The organism is Microbacterium enclense, assembly GCF_004022425.1.
Lineage (GTDB): Bacteria > Actinomycetota > Actinomycetes > Actinomycetales > Microbacteriaceae > Microbacterium > Microbacterium enclense_A.
This window is the reverse complement of record NZ_RBZY01000054.1, coordinates 1-19,319: the sequence shown is the minus strand read 5'-3', so window position 1 is coordinate 19,319 and position 19,319 is coordinate 1. Positions and strand designations below refer to the sequence as shown.

The following is a 19,319-nucleotide window of genomic DNA, read 5'->3' as shown; positions in this document are numbered from 1 at the left end:
CGACAACTCCGTCGACGAGGCCCTCGCCGGCTACTGCGACACGATCGACGTCACGATCCTCTCCGACGGCGCCGTTCGCGTGATCGACAACGGTCGTGGCATCCCGGTCGACATGCACCGCACCGAGGGCAAGTCGACCGTCGAGGTCGTCCTGACCGTTCTGCACGCCGGTGGCAAGTTCGGCGGCGGCGGGTACGCCGTCTCGGGTGGTCTCCACGGCGTCGGGTCGTCCGTCGTGAACGCGCTCTCCACGCGCCTCGAGGTCGAGGTCAAGCGTCAGGGTCATGTCTGGCGTCAGTCCTTCCGCAACGGCGGCGTTCCTCTCGCCCCCCTCGAGAAGGGCGAAGAGAGCGACGCGACCGGCACCGCTATCACCTTCTGGCCGGATGCCACGATCTTCGACACCGTCGACTTCGACTACGACACGCTCCGCACCCGCTTCCAGCAGATGGCGTTCCTCAACAAGGGGCTTCGCATCAGCCTCCGCGACGAGCGCCCGCAGGCGATCGTGACCGAGGGCGAGCCCGGCGAGGAGGTGACGCAGGCGCGTCACGACTCCTTCCTGTACGAGCGCGGTCTCGTCGACTACGTCGAGCACCTGAACCGCGTCCGCAAGGCCGACGTCGTCAATGACGAGATCATCGAGGTCGAGTCCGAGGACACCGACCGCAACATCGCCCTCGAACTCGCCATGCAGTGGACCACGGCCTATACGGAGAACGTGTTCACCTTCGCCAACACCATCAACACGCACGAGGGCGGCACGCACGAAGAGGGCTTCCGCGCCGCGTTGACCACGCTGGTCAATCGCTACGCGCGTGCGAACAACCTGCTGAAGGAGAAGGACGACAACCTCACGGGCGAGGACATCCGCGAGGGACTCACGGCCGTCATCTCGGTGAAGCTGTCCGAGCCGCAGTTCGAAGGACAGACCAAGACCAAGCTCGGCAACACCGAAGCGCGCGCCTACGTGCAGAAGGTCGTCGGCGACAAGCTCGGCGACTGGTTCGACCGCAACCCGACGCAGGCCAAGAACATCATCCGCAAGGCCATCGACGCCGCGACCGCGCGTCTCGCCGCCCGGAAGGCCCGCGAGACCGCACGCCGCAAGAGCGTGTTCGAGTCGGCGGCCATGCCCGACAAGCTCAAGGACTGCACCTCGAAAGACCCCTCGATCAGCGAGATCTTCCTCGTCGAGGGCGACTCGGCCGGCGGCTCGGCGGTGCAGGGCCGCGACCCGCACACCCAGGCGATCCTGGCCCTGCGCGGCAAGATCCTGAACGTCGAGCGTGCGCGCCTCGACCGCGCGCTGGGCAACAAGGAAGTCCAGGCGATGATCCAGGCCTTCGGCACGGGCATCGGCGAGGACTTCGACATGGCCAAGGCGCGGTACCACAAGATCGTCCTGATGGCGGATGCCGACGTCGACGGCCAGCACATCACGACGCTGCTGCTCACGCTGCTGTTCCGCTACATGCGCGGTCTCATCGAGGCCGGCTTCGTCTACCTCGCGCAGCCGCCGCTGTACCGCCTCAAGTGGTCGAACCACCCTCACGAGTACGCGTACAGCGACCGCGAGCGCGACGCGATGCTCGTGGACGGCCAGGCCTCGGGCCGCCGCATCCCCAAGGACAACGGCATCCAGCGCTACAAGGGTCTGGGTGAGATGAACGATCACGAGCTCTGGGAGACCACCATGGATCCCGAGACGCGCACCCTCAAGCAGGTCACGATCGACGATGCCGCCTCGGCGGACGAGATCTTCTCGGTGCTGATGGGTGAGGACGTCGAGTCGCGCCGCAGCTTCATCCAGCGCAACGCCAAAGACGTCCGCTTCCTCGACATCTGATCCGGTCGACTCGATACGAAACTGAGAATCCATGGCTGACGACACCACTCCCGAGCCCGCCGACGCGCGTGAGGACGCCGCGCACAACCACGGCAAGATCGACCAGGTCGACCTGCAGCTCGAGATGCAGCGGAGCTACCTCGACTACGCGATGAGCGTCATCGTCGGGCGTGCTCTGCCCGACGTGCGCGACGGTCTCAAGCCCGTCCACCGTCGCGTGATCTACGGCATGTACGACGGCGGCTTCCGCCCCGACAAGTCGTTCTCGAAGTGCGCGCGCGTCGTCGGCGAGGTCATGGGGCACTACCACCCGCACGGCGATGCTCCGATCTACGACGCTCTCGTGCGTCTCGTCCAGCCGTGGTCGCTGCGCTACCCGCTCGCACTCGGCCAGGGCAACTTCGGTTCGCCGGGCAACCAGGGGGCGGCCGCCCCGCGGTACACCGAGACGAAGATGGCTCCCCTCGCGCTCGAGATGGTGCGCGACATCGAGGAAGAGACCGTCGACTTCGAGGACAACTACGACGGCCAGACCCAGGAGCCGACGGTTCTGCCGGCGCGCTTCCCGAACCTGCTCGTCAACGGTTCCGTCGGTATCGCCGTCGGTATGGCGACGAACATCCCGCCGCACAACCTGCGCGAGGTCTCGGCCGGCGCCCTGTGGGCGCTGGAGAACCCTGACGCCACCCGCGAGGAGCTGCTCGAGGCGCTCATGGAGCGCATCCCCGGGCCCGATTTCCCGACCCACGCCCAGATCCTCGGCACGCGCGGAATCAAAGAGGCGTACCGCACCGGCCGCGGTTCCATCACCATGCGCGCGGTGGTCAACATCGAGGAGATCCAGGGCCGCACGTGCCTGGTCATCACGGAGCTGCCGTACCAGGTCAACCCCGACAACGTCGCGGTGAAGATCGGCGACCTCGCGCGCGAGGGCAAGATCACCGGCATCGCCGACATCCGCGACGAGACGTCGGGGCGCACCGGCCAGCGTCTCGTGATCGTGCTGAAGCGCGACGCGGTCGCCAAGGTCGTGCTGAACAACCTCTACAAGCACACGCAGCTGCAGGAGAACTTCGGCGCGAACATGCTCGCCATCGTCGATGGCGTGCCCCGCACCCTGTCGCTCGACGGGTTCATCAGCCTGTGGATCGACCACCAGGTCGAGGTCATCGTCCGTCGCACGCGCTACCGCCTCCGCAAGGCGGAGGAGCGCATGCACATCCTGCGCGGCTACCTGAAGGCGCTCGACGCGCTGGACGAGGTCATCGCGCTCATCCGCCGGTCTCCGACGGCCCAGGATGCCAACGAGGGACTGCAGAAGCTCCTCGACATCGACGACATCCAGGCGCAGGCGATCCTCGACATGCAGCTGCGTCGTCTGGCCGCCCTCGAGCGCCAGAAGATCGTCGACGAGGCGACCGAGCTCGAAGCCCGCATCGCCGATTACAACGACATCCTCGCCACCCCGGCGCGTCAGCGCACGATCATCCGCGACGAGCTCACCGCGATCGTCGACCGTTTCGGCGACGACCGCCGCACCGAAATCCTGCACGGGTTCGACGGCGACGTGTCGGTGGAAGACCTCATCGCCGAGGAAGAGATGGTCGTCACGGTCACCCGCGACGGCTACATCAAGCGCACGCGCAGCGACAACTACCGCTCGCAGCACCGCGGCGGCAAGGGCGTGAAGGGCGCGCAGCTGCGCGCCGACGACGTGGTCGAGCACTTCTTCGTCACCACGACCCACCACTGGCTGTTGTTCTTCACGAACAAGGGTCGCGTGTACCGCTCGAAGGCCTACGAGGTTCCGGAGGCGGGTCGGGATGCCAAGGGCCAGCATGTCGCGAACCTCCTCGCCCTGCAGCCCGACGAGGAGATCGCGCAGATCCTCGACATCCGCGACTACACCGTCGCGACGTACCTGGTGCTCGCGACCCGCAACGGCTTGGTCAAGAAGACCCGTCTGGACGAGTACGACACCAACCGTCAGGGCGGCGTGATCGCCATCAAGCTGCGCGGTCAGGCGTCGGATGACGCGGACGACGCCGAGCAGGGCACCCCCGACGAGCTCGTGAGCGCCCTGCTCGTCGATGAGGGCGACGACATCCTTCTCATCAGCCGGCTGGGCATGTCGCTGCGCTTCTCCGCCACCGACAGTGCGCTGCGGCCGATGGGCCGGTCGACGTCGGGCGTGAAGGGCATGGACTTCCGTGCGGGCGACAGCCTGCTCTCGGCATCCGTCGCCAAGGACGACGAGTTCGTCTTCATCGTCACCGAGGGCGGCTATGCCAAGCGCACGTCGGTCACCGAATATCGCATGCAGAACCGTGGTGGTCTAGGGATCAAGGTGGCTCGCCTGACCGACGATCGCGGGGTTCTCGCGGGCGGCATGATGGTCTCCGAGGGCGACGAGGTCCTTGTGGTTCTTGCCAGCGGCAAGGTGGTACGCTCCTCCGTGGCCGAGGTGCCTGCCAAGGGTCGCGACACGATGGGTGTCGTGTTCGCCCGTGCCGGAGGCGATGATCGCATCATCGCGATCGCCCGGAACAGCGAGCGAAACCTCACCGAGACGACGGAGACGATCACCGATCCGGCTGCGCCCGATGCGGTCGAGACCGATTCCTCCTCCGAGACCCCCGAGGAAAGTACTGACGCATGAGCACGGTAGCCGACAAACTCGCCAAGAAGTCGACGCACAAGACCCAGGCCAAGCAGGTGCGTCTGCGCCTGGTCTACATCGACTTCTGGTCGGCCGTGAAGCTGTCCTTCCTGGCCGCCGTCGCGATCGCCATCGTCACGGTGGTGTCGTACTTCCTGATGTACCTCGTGCTGAGTGCCACGAATCTCATCGGCCAGGCCGACGAGTTCTTCGCGAGCTTCACCGACGGCAGCGCCACGCTCTCGCAGTACGTGGGCCTGCCCCAGGTCATGGCGTTCGCCGCCATCGTGGCGATCCTCAATCTCGTCGTCGTGACGGTCATGGGCGCGGTCATCGCCGGCATCTACAACCTCGCGGTCAAGGTCACGGGCGGACTGCTCGTGGGCTTCACGTCGAACTGACACCGATTCGGAAAAACCTCGGGATTCAGGTAAAGTCTTCGAGGTTGACGACGTTACGTCGGCAAGACGGGGCTATAGCTCAGGCGGTTAGAGCGCTTCACTGATAATGAAGAGGTCCCAGGTTCAAGTCCTGGTAGCCCCACCCGTTCCCTCCCCGGGGCCTTAGCTCAGCTGGTAGAGCGCCTGCTTTGCAAGCAGGATGTCAGGAGTTCGAATCTCCTAGGCTCCACAACTTCCTCGAAGGCCCGACCTTCGTCGTCCGGCCGCTCCTTCGCGTCGTGGCGCGGCTAGGGTGATCGCAATGGACATCCGAGTCGCCGCGTACGCCGTCATCACCGACGCCGACGATCGCGTGCTGCTCGCCCACTGGGTCGAGGGCCGACGCGCGGCCTGGACCCTCCCGGGTGGCGGACTCGAGGACGGCGAGGACCCCGAGCGCGCGGTGCGCCGCGAGGTCCGCGAAGAGACCGGGTTCCGGGTCGTGGTCGACGAGCTGCTCGGCATCCATTCCCGGGTCATTCCGACACAGGCCCGTTTGGCGGACGACGCCCGGGAACCCCTCCATGCCCTGCGCATCGTCTATCGCGCCCACGTCGTCGGCGGACGACTGCGCTACGAGGTCGACGGATCGACGGATCGGGCCGCGTGGTTCTCGCTTGCCGCAACGCGCCGGCTCCGCCGCGTGCAGCTCGTGGACGTCGCCTTCCGGATGGCTCGCCTGTCGCCGTCTAGTCGCGCGGAGCCGTGATGTCGGCGACCGTCGCGCCGTAGGCGCGGATCAGGTCGTCGGCGTCGACGAAGAGGCTGTAGCCGTGGGCTCCGGCACCCATCGCGATCCGGCGGCCGACGATGCTCTCGTCGGCGTAGACCGGCCAGTCCGTCGTGCTGCCGATGGGCACGATCGTGCCGCGCTCGTACCCGGTCGCGGCGAGGGCGAGCTCGGGTTCGGGGAGGCGGAGCTTGTTGACGCCCACGATCGCGCGCAGCTTCGGCCACGAGATGACTTTGTCGCCCGGGACGAGCGCGAACAGGAACGTGTCGTCCGAGCGTTTGACGACGAGCGTCTTGACGATGTCATCGGGATGGATGCCGAGGAGTTCGGCCGCCTCCTCGAGGGAGCGGGCGGCGGGTCGCTCGCGCACATCGACAGAGAGGCCGCGCGTGAGCGCGGCCTCTCTGACTCTGCTGGTGGGATCGCTCACGCGTCGGGAGCGCGGAGCGGGTCGTCGGCCACCCACAGCTCGTCGTCGGCGCGCAGGGTCTGCCAGGCGGCGTACGCGACGCCCACGGCGGCGGCGACGCCGAGGAGGATGGCGATGACGCCACCGGCACCGATGCCGTCGTTCTGCTTCGGGAGCTTGGCGGCGAGCCTCTTGCTTGCCTTCTTGCCGTACTTCTCGGCACGCTTGGCGTACTTGTGGGTGTCGAGCTCGAAACCGCGGCCCTTGGCCAGGCGGTCGCGGGTGTCGCCCGCGGCATCCCACACCGACATCGCTCCGCCCACGACGGCGCCCGCGGCCGGGATGACCTTGCCGCTCAGAAGGCGGTTGGCATAGGTCGTGCTCTTCTGGACGTACGGTGCGGCGTACTTGTCGTACCCGTCGTGCACGGCGGGAACGAGGTCTTCACGGCTGAAGCGACCGAGCTGGCGACCGGCTTCGCGGGCCACCTTTCCGCTCTCGCCCAGCAGAACCTGCTGAGACTCCCACACCTTCGCGGCGTGCTTCTGGAGCTTACGCAGTTCCTTCTTGCTCTTGCGGCTGAGGCCCACGGCTTCATCCTCCCTGTCGATGGGATGTACGCGTTTCATCTTGCCAGAACGGGGGTCCCGGTCCGCGAACCCTTGCAGATAACTCTGAGAGAATGTACCCATGGCTTCCCACACCGCCGTTGCGACCCTCCACACCAACCACGGCGACATCGTCGTCAACCTGTTCGGCGACCACGCGCCCCGGACCGTTCGGAACTTCGTCGGCCTCGCCGATGGCACGCAGGAATGGACCAACCCCGGCACCGGCGCCCCGGGCGAGGGTCCCCTGTACGCCAACGTCGTGTTCCACCGCATCATCCCCGGTTTCATGATCCAGGGCGGCGACCCGCTCGGTCAGGGCGTCGGCGGTCCCGGCTACACCTTCAACGACGAGATCCACCCCGAGCTCGACTTCTCGGCTCCCTACAAGCTCGCCATGGCCAACGCCGGCCTTCGCCGCAACGCCATCACCGGTCAGCCCGAGGGCACCAACGGCTCGCAGTTCTTCATCACGACCGACCCGACGCCGTGGCTGCACGGCAAGCACACCATCTTCGGTGAGGTCGCCGACGACGCGTCGAAGAAGGTCGTCGACGCGATCAGCAAGGTGCCCACCGCCGCCGGCGATCGTCCCGTCGAGCCCGTCGTGCTCGAATCGGTCGACGTCGTCACCGTCTGACCCACGGGCGGCGGCGGGTGTCCACGACCGACGAGTTCCGTCGCAACAGCGACAACTTCTGTTACCGGCATCCCGACCGGCAGAGCTTCGTGCTCTGTCAGCGGTGTCTGCGCACGGTGTGCTCGGACTGTCGGACTCCCGCCCCCGTCGGGGTCATCTGCCCCGAGTGCATGGCGCAGCAGCGCGCCACCGAGACCCCCGCGCAGAAGAAGGCCCAGCGCCGCTGGGCGCGTTCAGCTCCCGCGACGGTCGTCGCCAGCGGTCGCCCGGTCGCGACCCTGACGATCATCGCGATCACCGGTCTCTTCTACGTGATCGGACTCATCCCGGGCGTCGGCGGCATCGTCGGGAACGCGCTGGCGTTCTATCCGCCCTACCTGGTTCCGCAGTTCGGGCCGATCGAGCCGTGGAGGCTGTTCACCGCCGCGCTCGTGCACTCGGGCTTCTTCCACATCGGCCTGAACATGCTGGCGCTGTGGTTCCTCGGTCGCAACCTCGAGCCCTTGCTCGGCCGTGGGCGCTTCGTCGTCCTCTACCTGCTGGGTGCTCTGGGGGGTTCGGTCGCCGTCGCCCTGCTGGCGCCGACGACGATCGTGGTCGGCGCGTCGGGAGCGATCTTCGCCCTCTTCGGCGCGCTCCTCGTGATCGGTCGGCATATCGGTGCCGACATCCGCGTCATCGCGATCCTCATCGGCATCAACTTCATCTGGCCGTTCGTCGTCGCGTTCATCTCGTCGCTGGGCACCGGCGACTTCTTCGGCGCGCTCGCCAACGTCGGAGTCTCGTGGCAGGCGCACCTCGGTGGACTCGTCGTCGGCGCCGTGGTCGGCTTGATCTACGCCCGTTCGCGCCTTCTACGGCAGCGACCGGTGCAGATCGGGCTGCTCGTCGCGCTCACCGTCGCGCTCGTCGCGCTCCTGGCGATCCCGGCAGTGGTCTACTACTGAGAGTTATCCACAGGTTCATCCACAGGTGGGGATGAATTACACGAGTGTAAGTCGGGCGAAGGTCAACGCCAGCGAGTGGTCATCAGGAAGCCGATGAAGGCGATCCCGAAACCGATCACGAGATTCCACGGTCCGATGCCGGGCACGGGGAACTGCGAGTTGCTGAGGTAGAAGACGAGCACCCACACCAAGCCGACGAGCATGAGGCCGACCATGATCGGCAGGAACCACACCGGGTTGGGCGGGGAACCGTTCTCGTTGCGCTCAGCGATCGGGTCTTCGCCGTTGCCAGTACGTGCCATGCGGGTCAGTCTAACGGCCCGGTCGCCCTCAGCCCACGGAACTAGACTCGCCTGGTGTCCACCGTCGACCCGCCCCGCACGCGCCGCGCGTCGCGTCGGCGCTCGCCGCGCCGGCGAGGCATCAGCGTGGTGGGCCTCCTGGGCGACCTGCTCCTCACGGCCGGTGTCGTCGTGCTCCTGTTCGTGGGCTGGCAGCTGTGGATCGGCGACGCCATCATCGGGGCCCAGTTCAAGAGCGAGGCGGGAGAGCTGACCGAGGAATGGGCCGCGGCGCCCGTCACCCCCGACACCTCCGTCGCACCCGGACCGGCGGAACCGCCCGCGCTGGCGCAGCCGGGGAACGGCGAAGTCTTCGGTGTTCTCCGCATCCCTCGGCTGGGGCCCGATTACCAGTTCAAGCTCGCGGGTGGCGTCAGCACATCCGTCACTCTCGACCCCATCGGGATCGGCCACTACCCCGACACGGCGATGCCGGGGCAGGAGGGCAACTTCGCCGTCGCCGGCCATCGCGGCAGCCACGGTGCCCCCTTCGCCGACCTGCCGACGCTGCGCATCGGGGACGCGGTCGTGATCGAGACGCCCAACGGCTGGTACACGTATCGGTTCCGCAATCTCGAGTACGTGCGGCCCGACGGTGTGCAGGTGCTCCTGCCCGTCCCGCAGCAGCCCGAGGTGCAGGCCACAGACAAGCTGATCACCATGACGACGTGCAGTCCGCGGTTCGGCTCGACGGAGCGCGCGATCGCCTACGGCGTCTTCGAGTCCTACACCCCCCGCGCCGACGGCCCGCCCGCGTCGCTGAGCACCGGAGTCGCCTGATGTACGGAGCGCTCTGGCGCGTGCTGCCCGGACCCTGGTGGGTCCGACTCCTGATCGTCCTCGTGCTGGCCGCCGCTGTGCTGTACGGGTTGTTCTTCTACGTCTTCCCCTGGGTGAGCGACATCCTCTATCCACAGGAGGTCACGGTCGAGTGAGTTTCCGCGTGGTCGTCGTGGACAACCGCGACAGCTTCGTGCACACGCTCGCCGGGTACATCGCCGACCTGGGTGCCGAGGTCGCGATGCACTCCGCCGAGGGCCTCGACCCCGCGGCCGCCCTCGCCGGGGCGGACGCCGTCGTCATCTCACCCGGGCCTGGGCATCCCGCGGACGCCGGTACGTCCGTGGAGGTCGTCCGCACGGCGCACTCCGTCGGCATCCCGCTGCTGGGCGTGTGCCTCGGCCATCAAGCCCTCGCCGTGGCGTTCGGCGCTCGCGTGACGACCGCACCCGAATTGCTCCACGGCATCACGAGCCGCATCCGCCACGACGGTCGCGGTGTCTTCGCGGGTCTCCCGGACGGTTTCCAGGCCACGCGTTACCACTCGTTGGCGGTGGATCCTGCGTCGGTACCGGACGAGCTCCGCGTGACGGCACGCAGTGACTCGGGCGTGATCATGGGTCTCGCGCACCGCACGGCACCGCTGACCGGCGTGCAGTTCCACCCGGAGAGCGTCCTCACCGACGGCGGGCACGCGCTGCTGGGCAGGTGGCTGGAGGATGCCGGTCTGCGCGGAGCCGCGGCGGTCGGCCGCGGCCTCCACCCCCGACGGCGTCAGGACCCGCTGCAGTAGCTGAGCGTGATCTCGCTGTGGATGGGGACCTCACCCGGCGCGAGCGACTGCGTCTTCACCAACGACGGTGTCGTGGCGGGACACGCGGGGTCCTCCTGCGTGGTGACGACCAATTGCTTGTCGTCGGACTCCAGCTCCCGCTGCGCCACGTCGACGGGGTAGCCCTCGTAGTTCACGATCACCACGGTTCCGCTGGCCACGACCAGGTTCACCGTCGTGCCCTTGGCGACCTCGGTTCCGGATGCCACGCTCGCCGACATCACCACGCCACCGGCGAGTGCCGGGTCGGGTCTGCGTTGCACCAGACCGAGGGAGAGCCCCGTGGATTCGAGGGCGGAGCGCGCCTCGGATTCCGTGATCCCCTCGAGCGTGGGCACCGTCGCGGTGTCCGCACCGGTCGAGACGTAGACGGTCACCTCCTGCCCCGCGGCGACGGACGTGTCGGCCCCGGGTGTCGTCCGCACGACGCTGCCCTCGGCGGTCGCCGCGTCGGGGATGTCGACGCGCTTGGCGACGAGGTCTTCGTTCTCGAGCTCCTCGACCGCCTGGTCGTAGGGCATGTCGACGACGTTGGGGATCGCGCGCCCCGTGGAGGGGACGTCGCTCGACGGCTGGATCTGGATGACCCACAGCAGCACCGAGATGAGCAGCACGGCCAGCACGGCCACGCCCGCCCAGATCCACGCCACGGGCGGACCGGGCTGCGTGCGGCGCATGGTGGTGTCGGTGCTGAGCTGGCGGAGCGATCGAGCCGTCTCCGCGGCCTGCCGCGGGTTCGGTCCGTAGAGTTCGTTCGACAGCGCCGACAGCTGGCGCTTCGTCGGCTCCTTGCCTTCGACCGTGGCATCCAGGTCTTCTCGGAAGCCGGCGGCGTCCTGCGGCCGCTGGAAGGGATCCTTCGCCAGGGCGCGGAGGACCACCGCGTCGAGCGCGCGCGGCACGGACTCGTTGAGCTCGCTCGGCGCCACCGGCGCCTCGCTCACGTGCTGGTAGGCCACAGCCACCGGCGTGTCCCCGCGGAACGGAGGGCGTCCCGTGAGCAGCTCGTACAGCACCACACCGGTGGAGTAGAGGTCGGCGCGTGCGTCGACGGACTCGCCCTTGGCCTGCTCCGGGGAGAAGTACGCGGCCGTGCCGACGATCGCGGTCGTCTCGGCGACGGTCGACGACGAATCCGAGACGGCACGGGCGATGCCGAAGTCCATCACCTTGATGCGTCCGGACTCGGTGATCATGACGTTGCCGGGCTTGATGTCGCGGTGCACGACTCCCGCGCGGTGCGAGTATTCGAGAGCCTCGAGGATGCCGTCGACGTAGCGCAGTGCATCGTCGAGGGGGACGGGGCCGGCGGCGATGACGTCCTTCAGGAGTCGTCCGTGGACGAGCTCCATGACGATGTACGGCACGGGCACGTCGTTGCCGTCGGCACCCGCCTCGACATCTTCGCCCGCGTCGAACACACGGACGATGGTCGGGTGCGCCATGCGGGAGGCGGCCTGCGCCTCGAGTCGGAATCGCGTACGGAACGCGGCATCGCCGGCGAGATCGGCCTTCAGGATCTTGATGGCCACCGTCCGCCCGAGGGTCTGATCGTAGCCGCGGTAGACGCTGGCCATACCGCCGCGACCGATGAGGTCGTCGACGCGGTAACGCCCGGAGAGGACGCGCGTCTCAGTGGTCACGGGGGAACTCCTGGAGTGGTGGGGGATCGGGGGCCGCGGGTCAGCGGCTGGCGGCGGGGCTCGCCGAGGGGCTCGGCGCCGCCGACGAAATGGATGCCGTGGCCGCGCCGGACTCGACCGTGCGGTCGGTGCCCGAGCAGTTCACCGTGTAGGTGACCTGCAGGGTCTCGCCGGGCGAATTGCTGACCTGGAGCCGGGCCGTGCGCGCGTCGGGCGCGAACGACGAGTTCGACTGCCCGTTCTGGAAGGTGCCCTGCGTCGCGGTGAAGTTGTACGACGCGACGTTGCCCGTGCCGGAGGGGCAGGTGTACGGCTGCCAGGTCACCTCGACCGTGCCGCCCGCCGTCGCTTCGCTCGGCTGGATGGTCGGGGTCGCGGGGGTCGGCAGCTGCGTCTGCTCGCCGAACACGCGCAGCGTGATGATCGTTCCGGCGGGGACACGACCGGTGGGCGTGACGGTGTCGACCGTGCCGACCTGCTCGGGGGTGGTCGCGGCGTTGCCGGTCTCGCAGTTGGCGCCGAGGTCGGCGTCGCTGAGGATCTGGCTCGCGTCGTCGCACGTCCGGCCCGGGAGCCCCAGCGCGTTTACGTCGATGAGCGCCGACGAGGGCGTCGGTGTCGCGGAGGGCGTCGACGGGGTGGGCGACGGGGCCGAGGGTGTCGCGGAGGGGCTGGACGGCGCGGGATCCGGCGTGTTCTGGTTGCTCAACACGGCGAACAACGTTCCACCGAGCACGAGCACCAGCAGCGCGATGAGCGCCACGAGAGGCCACGTCCACGGGCTCCGCTTCTTCTTCTGCGGCTGCGCGTCCTCTTCGGTGTGCTCCTCGGTGAGCAGCGACGTCGCGGCGGGGGCCGGAAGCAGACGCGTGGCGGCGGAGGTCTGTCCCGCCGTGAGGAGCTGCGTGGCCTCGTCGGCGACCGCGACACCCGCGGCGATCGCCGGCACGGCACCGGCGGCAGCGGCGAGGTCGCCGCGGCGAAGCGCCGTCGCAGCACGAGACACCGCGGCGGCAGAGGCCGGACGGTCGTCGGGCTTCTTCGCGATCATCGCCATGACGAGGTTCTGCACCGGGACCGCGACCGTCGGCGGCAGCGGAGCGGGCTGCTCGTTGATCTGCGCCATGGCGATCGCGACCTGCGACTCGCCCGTGAACGGGCGCTTGCCCGCCAGGCTCTCGTACGCGACGATGCCGAGCGAGTAGATGTCGGTCGCCGGGGAGGCGGGGTGGCCGGAGGCCTGCTCGGGCGAGAGGTACTGCACGGTTCCCATGACCTGGCCGGTCGCGGTGAGCGGCACCTGGTCGGCGATGCGGGCGATGCCGAAGTCGGTGATCTTCACGCGCCCGTCGGGCGTGATCAAGAGGTTCCCGGGCTTGATGTCGCGGTGCACGAGACCGGCGGCGTGCGCGGCCTGCAGGGCCGCGGCCGTCTGGGCCACGATGTCGAGGGTCTTGTCGGTCGACAGGGACCCCTCGCGCTCGAGGATCGTCGACAGTGCCTCACCGGGCACCAGCTCCATCACGAGGAAGGCGCTGCCGTCCTCCTCGCCGTAGTCGAACACACTCGCGATGCCCTCGTGGTTGACGAGTGCGGCGTGGCGGGCCTCAGCGCGGAAGCGCTCGAGGAACCCGGGATCGCCCATGTACTCGTCTTTGAGGATCTTGATCGCGACGGTACGTCCGATGACGTGGTCGGTCGCTTCCCAGACTTCGCCCATCCCGCCGATCGCGATCCGCGAATCCAGCTCGTAGCGTCCTCCGAAGGTCACTCCTTGCGTCGGTCTCATCAGCCCAGCACCGCCTCCATGACCTTCTTCGCTATCGGGGCGGCGATCTCGTTGCCGCTCCCGTTCTGTCCCTGGCCCCCGCCGTTCTCCACCACAACAGCGACGGCGACCTTCGGGTCGTCCGCCGGGGCGAAACCGGTGAACCAGAGAGTGTAGGGACGAGCGTCGTTCTCTGCGGTGCCGGTCTTACCCGCCACCTGGACCCCGTCTATTCTTGCATTCGACGCCGCGCCGTCCTGGACGTTCGCCGTCATCATCGTGACCATCTGGGCCGCGACGTTCGACTCGAGCGCACGACCGAACTCACTGTTGGTGCCCTCGTTGCGGACCGACAGGTCCGTCCCGATCACCCGGTCGACCATGCGCGGGTTCATCACCATGCCACCGTTCGCGATCCCCGCCGACACCATGGCCATCTGCAGCGGCGTTGCGCGCACCGACCCCTGGCCGAACCCGCTCAGCGCCGTCTGCGCGTCGTCGAGGTTCGACGGATAGGTCGACGCGGCCGACGTGACGCCCATCGAGAACGACGAGTTGAAGCCGTACTTCTCGGCCTCGGCGCGGATCGCGTCGTCGCCCAGCTCGACCGCGAGCTCGGCGAACGGGATGTTGCAACTGAGCCGCAGCGCCGTCGCGATGGTCACGGTGTCGCCGTCTCCGCACGCCCCGCCGCCGGCGTTGCGGACGATGCTCGTGGACTGCGGGAGCGTGTACGTCGCCACGTTGGGGAACGCCGAGTCGGGGGTGTACCGCCCGGATGCCAGGGCGGCCGAGGCCACGACCAGCTTGAACGTCGAGCCGGGCGGGTTGAGGTCGCCCTCGATCGCTCGGTTGACCAGGGGCTGCGCAGGATCCTCGACGAGCTGGTCGTACGCGGCGTTGACGGCGTCGAGGTCGTGCACGGCGAGGGTGTTGGTGTCGAAGCCCGGCTTCGACACCATGGCGAGGATCCGGCCCGTCGAGGGCTCGATCGCGACGACGGCGCCCTGCTGGTCGCCCAGGGCGTCCCACGCGGCGCGCTGCACCGTGGCATCCACCGACACCTCGACGTTCGATCCGCGCGGCGCCTGGCCCGTCAGGGCGCGCTCGATGCGCGAGAAGAACTGGTTCTCCTCCGAGCCGCTCAGTTCGGCGTTCGACGACGACTCGATGCGGGTCTTCGCGTCGAGGACCGGGTTCATGTAGCCGGTGATGGGCGCCCACATGTCGGCATCCACGTACTGACGCTGCCAGCTGTAGACGTCGTCGGACGGGACGGATGACGCGATCGGTGTGCCGCTGGCGATGATCGATCCGCGCTGGATCTCGTACGAGTCGTAGAGCGCGCGGCGGTTGCCGGGGGTGTTCCCGAGGTTGGCCGCCTGGCCCACCTGGATGACGCTCGCCGAGACGAACAGCGCGAGGAACATCGCGAGCATGACGACGCTGAGGCGTCGGAGTTCTTTGGTCACGGCGCCTCCTCCGAAGTGCGGGTGCGGACGGTCACGGGGGTGCTCATCAGCCGATCACCACCCGGGGCCGGCTGCGCACGGCATCCGAGATGCGCAGGAGGAACGCGACGATGATCCAGTTCGCCACGAGAGACGACCCGCCCGCCGCGAGGAACGGCGTCGTCAGGCCCGTCAGAGGGATGACGCGCGTGACACCGCCGACCATGATGAACACCTGCAGCGCGATCGTGAACGAGAAGCCGGTGGCGAGGAGCTTGCCGAAATCGTCCTGACCGGCGAGACCCACGCGGATGCCGCGGCTCGTGAAGACCATGTAGAGGGCGAGGATGGCGAAGAGTCCGACGAGGCCCAGCTCTTCGCCGAGGCTCGGAACGATGTAATCGCTCTGCGACAGCGGGGTGATGTACGGACGGCCCTGACCGAGGCCCGTGCCGAAGAGTCCACCGTGGGCGAGGCCGAAGATGCCCTGGGTCAGCTGGTAGCTGCCGCCGTCCGCGTCGACGACCGCGGGGTTGAAGGCGTCGAGCCAGTTCTCGAAGCGGCCCCGGACGTAGGGCAGGACACGGGATGCCAGGAACGCCCCCGTCGCGGCGAGCACGACACCGATCAGCACCCAGCTGGTCTTGCCGGTCGCGACGTAGAGCATCGCGACGAACATGCCGAAGATGAGCAGACCCGTACCCAGGTCGCGCTGGAGCACGATGATGCCGAGCGACACGAGCCAGATGATCAGCAGCGGCCCGAGCTCGCGTGCGCGCGGCCACGTCATGAACAGGAAGCGCGTGCCGGTCGACGTGAGGCTTTCACGTGTGCGCACCAGGTAGCCGGCGAAGAAGATCGCGAGGGCGATCTTCGCCAGTTCGCCCGGCTGGAACGACACGAACCCGAGCGACACCCAGACGTCGGCGTTCTGCTCGGTTCCCAGCCCCGGAACGAACGGCAGCAGGAGCAGGAGGATGCCGACCAGGCCCGAGAGGTAGGTGTACCGGAAGAGCACGCGGTAGTTGCGCACGAAGATCACCACGAGCAGGGCCGCGACCAGGGCGATCGACGCCCAGGCGATCTGGCGGATGGCCGTGGCATCCCACCCCTTCAGACCCACCGCGAGGTCGATCCGATAGATCATCGCGATGCCGAGACCGGTGAGCACCGTCGCGATCGGGAGCACGAACGGATCGGCGTCGCGCGCGCGCAGGCGCAGCACGACGTGCACGACCAGGGCGAGCAGGGCCGGGATGCCGGCGAGCATGAGGTAGCCGGACTCCACCACGCCGTTGACGCCGAGCTGCACGAGCACGATCGCCGAACCGTAGACCGCGATCGCGAACAGCAGGAGCCCGAGTTCGCGATTGCGCTGGGTTGCGGGGACGCGGATCTTCTTCAGCGCGCGCATGACGGCGGTGTCGGCGGACACCTCGTCCGGGCGGGTGACTTTCTGGTCGGTCATCCGGTGGCCTCCGGTTGCGGACGCAGACGATCCACGATGAGTTCGGCGTCCGACAGCGATCGGGCCGTGATGGTGGTCTCCACGGCCTGACGGTCGAAGTCGGACAGGTCGGCGAGGACGATGTCGGTGTCTTCGTACACGGACGACAGCGTCAGCGGGCCGATGGACTGCTGGATGCCGCGGTAGATGACGACCGAGTCGTCGTCGGCTCCGACGTAGTAGCGCGTCTGCGTCCAGGTGTAGCCCGCGAACAGACCGGCTCCGATCGCGGCGAGCACGAGGATGAGCGCGGCGAGCCAGCCGAGGCGGCGCCGGCGTGCGCGCCGACGGTCCTCTTCGATCAGTTCCTCGAGGAACTCCGCGGCCGGCTCGAAGTGCGTGGGCTCGTTCGCGGCCTGTCGCGCCGAGTGCAGCCACGGAGACCGCGCGGGGCGGACCGGGGGCACCACGACCCCGCTCGGGTTGGAGGCCGAGCCGACGATCGTCGGCGTGCCGATGAACACCGGGTGCTGCCCGCCCACGTCGACGATGACGACCGTCACGTTGTCGGGTGCGCCGCCGTCGAGCGCCTGCTTCAGCAGCGCGTCCGCGGTGCGGGCGGGCGGCATCCCGAGCGCGAGAGCCTTCGTCGTGTGGGCGTCGTCGACGACACCGGACAGCCCGTCGGAGCACAGCAACCACCGGTCGCCGTCCTGCGTCGGCATGATGAACGTGTCGACCTCGGGGTCGGGATCCATGTCGCCGAGCACCCGCATCAGCACGGAACGCCGGGGGTGGTACCGCGCCTCCTCCGGCGTGATGCGGCCGGAGTCGACGAGGCGCTGCACGAAGGTGTGGTCGGTCGTGATCTGCGTGAGCGTGTCGTCGCGGTAGAGATAGACGCGCGAGTCGCCGATGTGACCGATGACGGCGTAGTCGTCGACCATGACCACGGCGCTCACCGTCGTGCCCATGCCCGCCAGCTCGGGCCGACGGGCGACCGTGTCGATGAGTTCGGTCGCGGTGTCGGCGAGGGCGTCGCGCAGCGCGTGCTCGGCCGCCGTCGTGCTCGGGAAGGGCTGGTCGAGTTCGGTCAGACGCGCGATCGCCAGGGCCGAGGCGACATCACCGCCCGCGTGGCCGCCCATCCCGTCGGCGACCACGAAGAGGTTGGACCCGGCGTAGCCGGAGTCCTGGTTGTTGGAGCGGACCTTGCCCGTGTGGGAGATGGCCGCGCTCGAGCCCTGGAAGACCATGGAGTCGCGTTACTTCCGCAACTCGAAGGTCGTCGCGCCCACCTTGATCGGCGCGCCCACCTTGACCTGCACCGGGGATGCCACGCGCACCCCGTCGTGCGAGGTGCCGTTGGTGGAATCGAGGTCCTGCAGCATCCACTGCTCGCCCCACAGCACGAGTCGCGCGTGGTGGCTCGAGGTGTAGTCGTCGCGGATGACCAGGCCCGATTCGCTCGAGCGCCCGATCGTCAGCGGCTCGGTGCCGAGGGGGAGCTCGAGTCCGGCCTTGGGCCCGCTCGTGATCACGATGCGCGACACCGATGCGGTCGTCGCGAGGCCACCCGCCGGTGCCGCGGCCGGAGGGGCGGGCCGCTTGACCTGGGTCGTCACCGCGTTGGGCGACGCCGCGGGCGCGGGAGCAGCCGGTGCGGAAGGGGATGCCGAGGGCTCGGGGAGCTTGCGCACTTTTACGCCGAAGAGGTCGGCGCGCAGCGAGTACACGACGCCGAACACGAAGAACCACAGCAGGACGAGGAACCCGCCCTGCAGAAGGAGGAGAGTCAGCGGACTCATGACAGGGGCCCCCGCTCCCGAGCGTCGAACAGCTGCGTCGCGTCGGAGGGCGCCGCTCGCCGTGCGGTCTGCGCCTGGGCGACCACACGGAAGACGATATCGGTACGACCGATCGAGATCCGCGAGTCGGGTGGCAGGGCCGCCTCGGACACCTTGCGACCGTTCAGCGTCGTGCCGTTGGTCGAGCCGAGGTCGCGGACCATCGCGCGCTCGCCGTCCCACAGGATCTCGACGTGCTTCCGACTCGTGCCGGCGTCGGGGATCGTGATGTCGGCGTCGCTGCCGCGCCCGATGACCGTCCGGGACTTCACCAGCGGATGGCGCGTGCCGTTGATGTCGACCACGCCGCGCCACGCCACCTGACCCTCGGTGGTGCGCGACTCGACACGCAGCGTTCCGGTCGACAGCGTCGTGTCGCGCTCGATCGAGATCGTCACGGGCCCCGCGAACGAATACCCCTGCGTGCGCGCGTGCTTCTTCACGAGGGTGTCGAGTTCGGTGACGAGCGTGGACCCCAGCGCGCTCATCTTCTCGTCGTCGGCGGGCGACAGTCGCACCGAGAACGCGTTCGGCGCCAGGATGCGCTCGCGTGTGACCACCACGGCATTCTTGTCGAGCTCGCTCCGCAGCGCGGAGGCGATCTCCACCGGCTGGATGCCACTGCGGAAGGTCTTCGCGAACGCACCGTTGACGGCGCGTTCAAGACCCTTCTCGAAACTGTCGAGTAGCCCCACGAGACTCCTTCAGGCAGGCAGACCAGTAGCCACATCGTAGTCAGCACGCCTGGACAGGTGATGGATGCGCCATCGGACACGGTTCGTGCGGGCCGGAGGGCCGTGATATTCTCGGGAAGTTGAGTGCATCGGTCGATGCCGAAACACGCGCGAGTGGCGGAATAGGTAGACGCGCTGGCTTCAGGTGCCAGTGCCCGCAAGGGCGTGGGGGTTCAAGTCCCCCCTCGCGC

General features: G+C 68.4%; 19 protein-coding genes and 3 tRNA genes. 12 read left to right on the top strand and 10 right to left on the bottom strand.

All coding sequences use genetic code 11. The annotated features are described in order from the left end of the window. The 6 genes from D8Y23_RS13380 to D8Y23_RS13355 form a co-directional block, all read left to right on the top strand. Positions 1–1,849: DNA topoisomerase subunit B (locus tag D8Y23_RS13380; RefSeq protein ID WP_164878241.1), on the top strand; the 1,849-nt coding region annotated here is incomplete at its 5' end. Between the two features lie 31 nt (positions 1,850–1,880). Then, positions 1,881–4,508 carry a DNA gyrase subunit A gene (gene gyrA, locus D8Y23_RS13375; RefSeq protein WP_128218595.1) on the top strand — a complete coding sequence of 876 codons (2,628 nt, stop codon included), beginning with the start codon at positions 1,881–1,883 and terminating at the stop codon, positions 4,506–4,508. Further along, the gene (locus D8Y23_RS13370) at positions 4,505–4,909 is read left to right on the top strand and encodes a DUF3566 domain-containing protein (RefSeq protein WP_128218594.1); all 405 of its coding nucleotides are present in this window, start codon (positions 4,505–4,507) and stop codon (positions 4,907–4,909) included. Before gyrA ends, D8Y23_RS13370 begins: the two co-directional genes overlap by 4 nt. Before the next feature lie 68 nt (positions 4,910–4,977). Further along, a tRNA-Ile gene (locus tag D8Y23_RS13365) sits at positions 4,978–5,051 on the top strand. Between the two features lie 14 nt (positions 5,052–5,065). Next, positions 5,066–5,138 (top strand) — tRNA-Ala (locus D8Y23_RS13360). Positions 5,139–5,210: 72 nt separating this feature from the next. Then, entirely contained in the window at positions 5,211–5,657 is a 447-nt protein-coding gene (locus D8Y23_RS13355; protein WP_128218593.1) for an NUDIX hydrolase, read from the top strand. Here the strand turns inward: D8Y23_RS13355 and D8Y23_RS13350 are convergent. Both D8Y23_RS13350 and D8Y23_RS13345 read right to left on the bottom strand, forming a co-directional pair. Further along, a complete protein-coding gene (locus tag D8Y23_RS13350) occupies positions 5,638–6,111 on the bottom strand; it encodes an aminoacyl-tRNA deacylase (RefSeq protein ID WP_128218592.1) in 474 nt (157 codons plus the stop codon). The genes D8Y23_RS13355 and D8Y23_RS13350 overlap by 20 nt on opposite strands. After that, positions 6,108–6,680: a DNA helicase gene (locus D8Y23_RS13345; RefSeq protein WP_128218591.1), complete on the bottom strand. Its 573-nt coding sequence runs from the start codon at positions 6,678–6,680 to the stop codon at positions 6,108–6,110. Before D8Y23_RS13345 ends, D8Y23_RS13350 begins: the two co-directional genes overlap by 4 nt. A gap of 100 nt (positions 6,681–6,780) precedes the next feature. Here D8Y23_RS13345 and D8Y23_RS13340 point away from each other — a divergent pair, with 100 nt between their 5' ends. Both D8Y23_RS13340 and D8Y23_RS13335 read left to right on the top strand, forming a co-directional pair. Further along, entirely contained in the window at positions 6,781–7,338 is a 558-nt protein-coding gene (locus D8Y23_RS13340; protein WP_128218590.1) for a peptidylprolyl isomerase, read from the top strand. 17 nt (positions 7,339–7,355) lie between these two features. Continuing rightward, a complete protein-coding gene (locus D8Y23_RS13335) occupies positions 7,356–8,285 on the top strand; it encodes a rhomboid family intramembrane serine protease (RefSeq protein WP_164878240.1) in 930 nt (309 codons plus the stop codon). Positions 8,286–8,347: 62 nt separating this feature from the next. Here D8Y23_RS13335 and D8Y23_RS13330 read toward each other — a convergent pair whose 3' ends face one another. Continuing rightward, positions 8,348–8,587, bottom strand: coding sequence for a cell division protein CrgA (locus D8Y23_RS13330; protein ID WP_128218588.1), 240 nt, complete (start codon positions 8,585–8,587; stop codon positions 8,348–8,350). Positions 8,588–8,641: 54 nt separating this feature from the next. Between D8Y23_RS13330 and D8Y23_RS13325 the strand changes: the two genes are divergently transcribed. From D8Y23_RS13325 to D8Y23_RS13320, 3 genes are read left to right on the top strand one after another with little or no spacing between them, the layout of a single operon-like run. Continuing rightward, a complete protein-coding gene (locus D8Y23_RS13325) occupies positions 8,642–9,406 on the top strand; it encodes a class E sortase (protein ID WP_128218587.1) in 765 nt (254 codons plus the stop codon). Then, positions 9,406–9,561 carry a DUF4175 domain-containing protein gene (locus D8Y23_RS16850; protein WP_164878239.1) on the top strand — a complete coding sequence of 52 codons (156 nt, stop codon included), beginning with the start codon at positions 9,406–9,408 and terminating at the stop codon, positions 9,559–9,561. The genes D8Y23_RS13325 and D8Y23_RS16850 overlap by 1 nt, the downstream gene beginning before the upstream one ends. Continuing rightward, positions 9,558–10,199 carry an anthranilate synthase component II gene (locus tag D8Y23_RS13320; protein ID WP_128218586.1) on the top strand — a complete coding sequence of 214 codons (642 nt, stop codon included), beginning with the start codon at positions 9,558–9,560 and terminating at the stop codon, positions 10,197–10,199. The genes D8Y23_RS16850 and D8Y23_RS13320 overlap by 4 nt, the downstream gene beginning before the upstream one ends. Here the strand turns inward: D8Y23_RS13320 and pknB are convergent. Genes pknB through D8Y23_RS13285 form a run of 7 tightly spaced genes read right to left on the bottom strand, consistent with a single transcriptional unit; the run spans position 10,181 to position 19,089 of the window. After that, positions 10,181–11,881 carry a Stk1 family PASTA domain-containing Ser/Thr kinase gene (gene pknB, locus D8Y23_RS13315; RefSeq protein WP_128218585.1) on the bottom strand — a complete coding sequence of 567 codons (1,701 nt, stop codon included), beginning with the start codon at positions 11,879–11,881 and terminating at the stop codon, positions 10,181–10,183. The two genes, D8Y23_RS13320 and pknB, sit on opposite strands and share 19 nt — an antisense overlap. Positions 11,882–11,921: 40 nt before the next feature. Next, entirely contained in the window at positions 11,922–13,670 is a 1,749-nt protein-coding gene (locus D8Y23_RS13310; protein ID WP_128218584.1) for a serine/threonine-protein kinase, read from the bottom strand. Further along, positions 13,670–15,121, bottom strand: a complete 1,452-nt coding sequence (locus tag D8Y23_RS13305; protein ID WP_128218583.1) for a peptidoglycan D,D-transpeptidase FtsI family protein — start codon at positions 15,119–15,121, stop codon at positions 13,670–13,672. Before D8Y23_RS13305 ends, D8Y23_RS13310 begins: the two co-directional genes overlap by 1 nt. 46 nt (positions 15,122–15,167) lie before the next feature. Next, positions 15,168–16,568: an FtsW/RodA/SpoVE family cell cycle protein gene (locus tag D8Y23_RS13300; protein WP_128218582.1), complete on the bottom strand. Its 1,401-nt coding sequence runs from the start codon at positions 16,566–16,568 to the stop codon at positions 15,168–15,170. Then, complete coding sequence (locus D8Y23_RS13295; RefSeq protein WP_128218581.1) at positions 16,565–17,803, bottom strand: PP2C family protein-serine/threonine phosphatase; 1,239 nt, start codon at positions 17,801–17,803, stop codon at positions 16,565–16,567. Before D8Y23_RS13295 ends, D8Y23_RS13300 begins: the two co-directional genes overlap by 4 nt. 9 nt (positions 17,804–17,812) lie before the next feature. Beyond that, the gene (locus D8Y23_RS13290) at positions 17,813–18,355 is read right to left on the bottom strand and encodes an FHA domain-containing protein FhaB/FipA (protein WP_128218580.1); all 543 of its coding nucleotides are present in this window, start codon (positions 18,353–18,355) and stop codon (positions 17,813–17,815) included. Continuing rightward, on the bottom strand, positions 18,352–19,089 hold the full coding sequence (locus D8Y23_RS13285; protein WP_128218579.1) for an FhaA domain-containing protein: 738 nt from the start codon (positions 19,087–19,089) through the stop codon (positions 18,352–18,354). Before D8Y23_RS13285 ends, D8Y23_RS13290 begins: the two co-directional genes overlap by 4 nt. Positions 19,090–19,236: 147 nt before the next feature. Here D8Y23_RS13285 and D8Y23_RS13280 point away from each other — a divergent pair. After that, positions 19,237–19,319, top strand: a tRNA-Leu gene (locus tag D8Y23_RS13280).

Bases quoted from the DNA above. Each gene is read 5' to 3' on its own strand.
- gyrA (WP_128218595.1), top strand. From the start codon at position 1,881: ATGGCTGACGACACCACTCCCGAGCCCGCCGACGCGCGTGAGGACGCC.
- D8Y23_RS13370 (WP_128218594.1), top strand. From the start codon at position 4,505: ATGAGCACGGTAGCCGACAAACTCGCCAAGAAGTCGACGCACAAGACC.
- D8Y23_RS13355 (WP_128218593.1), top strand. From the start codon at position 5,211: ATGGACATCCGAGTCGCCGCGTACGCCGTCATCACCGACGCCGACGAT.
- D8Y23_RS13340 (WP_128218590.1), top strand. From the start codon at position 6,781: ATGGCTTCCCACACCGCCGTTGCGACCCTCCACACCAACCACGGCGAC.
- D8Y23_RS13330 (WP_128218588.1), bottom strand. From the start codon at position 8,587: ATGGCACGTACTGGCAACGGCGAAGACCCGATCGCTGAGCGCAACGAG.
- D8Y23_RS16850 (WP_164878239.1), top strand. From the start codon at position 9,406: ATGTACGGAGCGCTCTGGCGCGTGCTGCCCGGACCCTGGTGGGTCCGA.
- D8Y23_RS13310 (WP_128218584.1), bottom strand. From the start codon at position 13,670: ATGAGACCGACGCAAGGAGTGACCTTCGGAGGACGCTACGAGCTGGAT.
- D8Y23_RS13300 (WP_128218582.1), bottom strand. From the start codon at position 16,568: ATGACCGACCAGAAAGTCACCCGCCCGGACGAGGTGTCCGCCGACACC.
- D8Y23_RS13295 (WP_128218581.1), bottom strand. From the start codon at position 17,803: ATGGTCTTCCAGGGCTCGAGCGCGGCCATCTCCCACACGGGCAAGGTC.
- D8Y23_RS13290 (WP_128218580.1), bottom strand. From the start codon at position 18,355: ATGAGTCCGCTGACTCTCCTCCTTCTGCAGGGCGGGTTCCTCGTCCTG.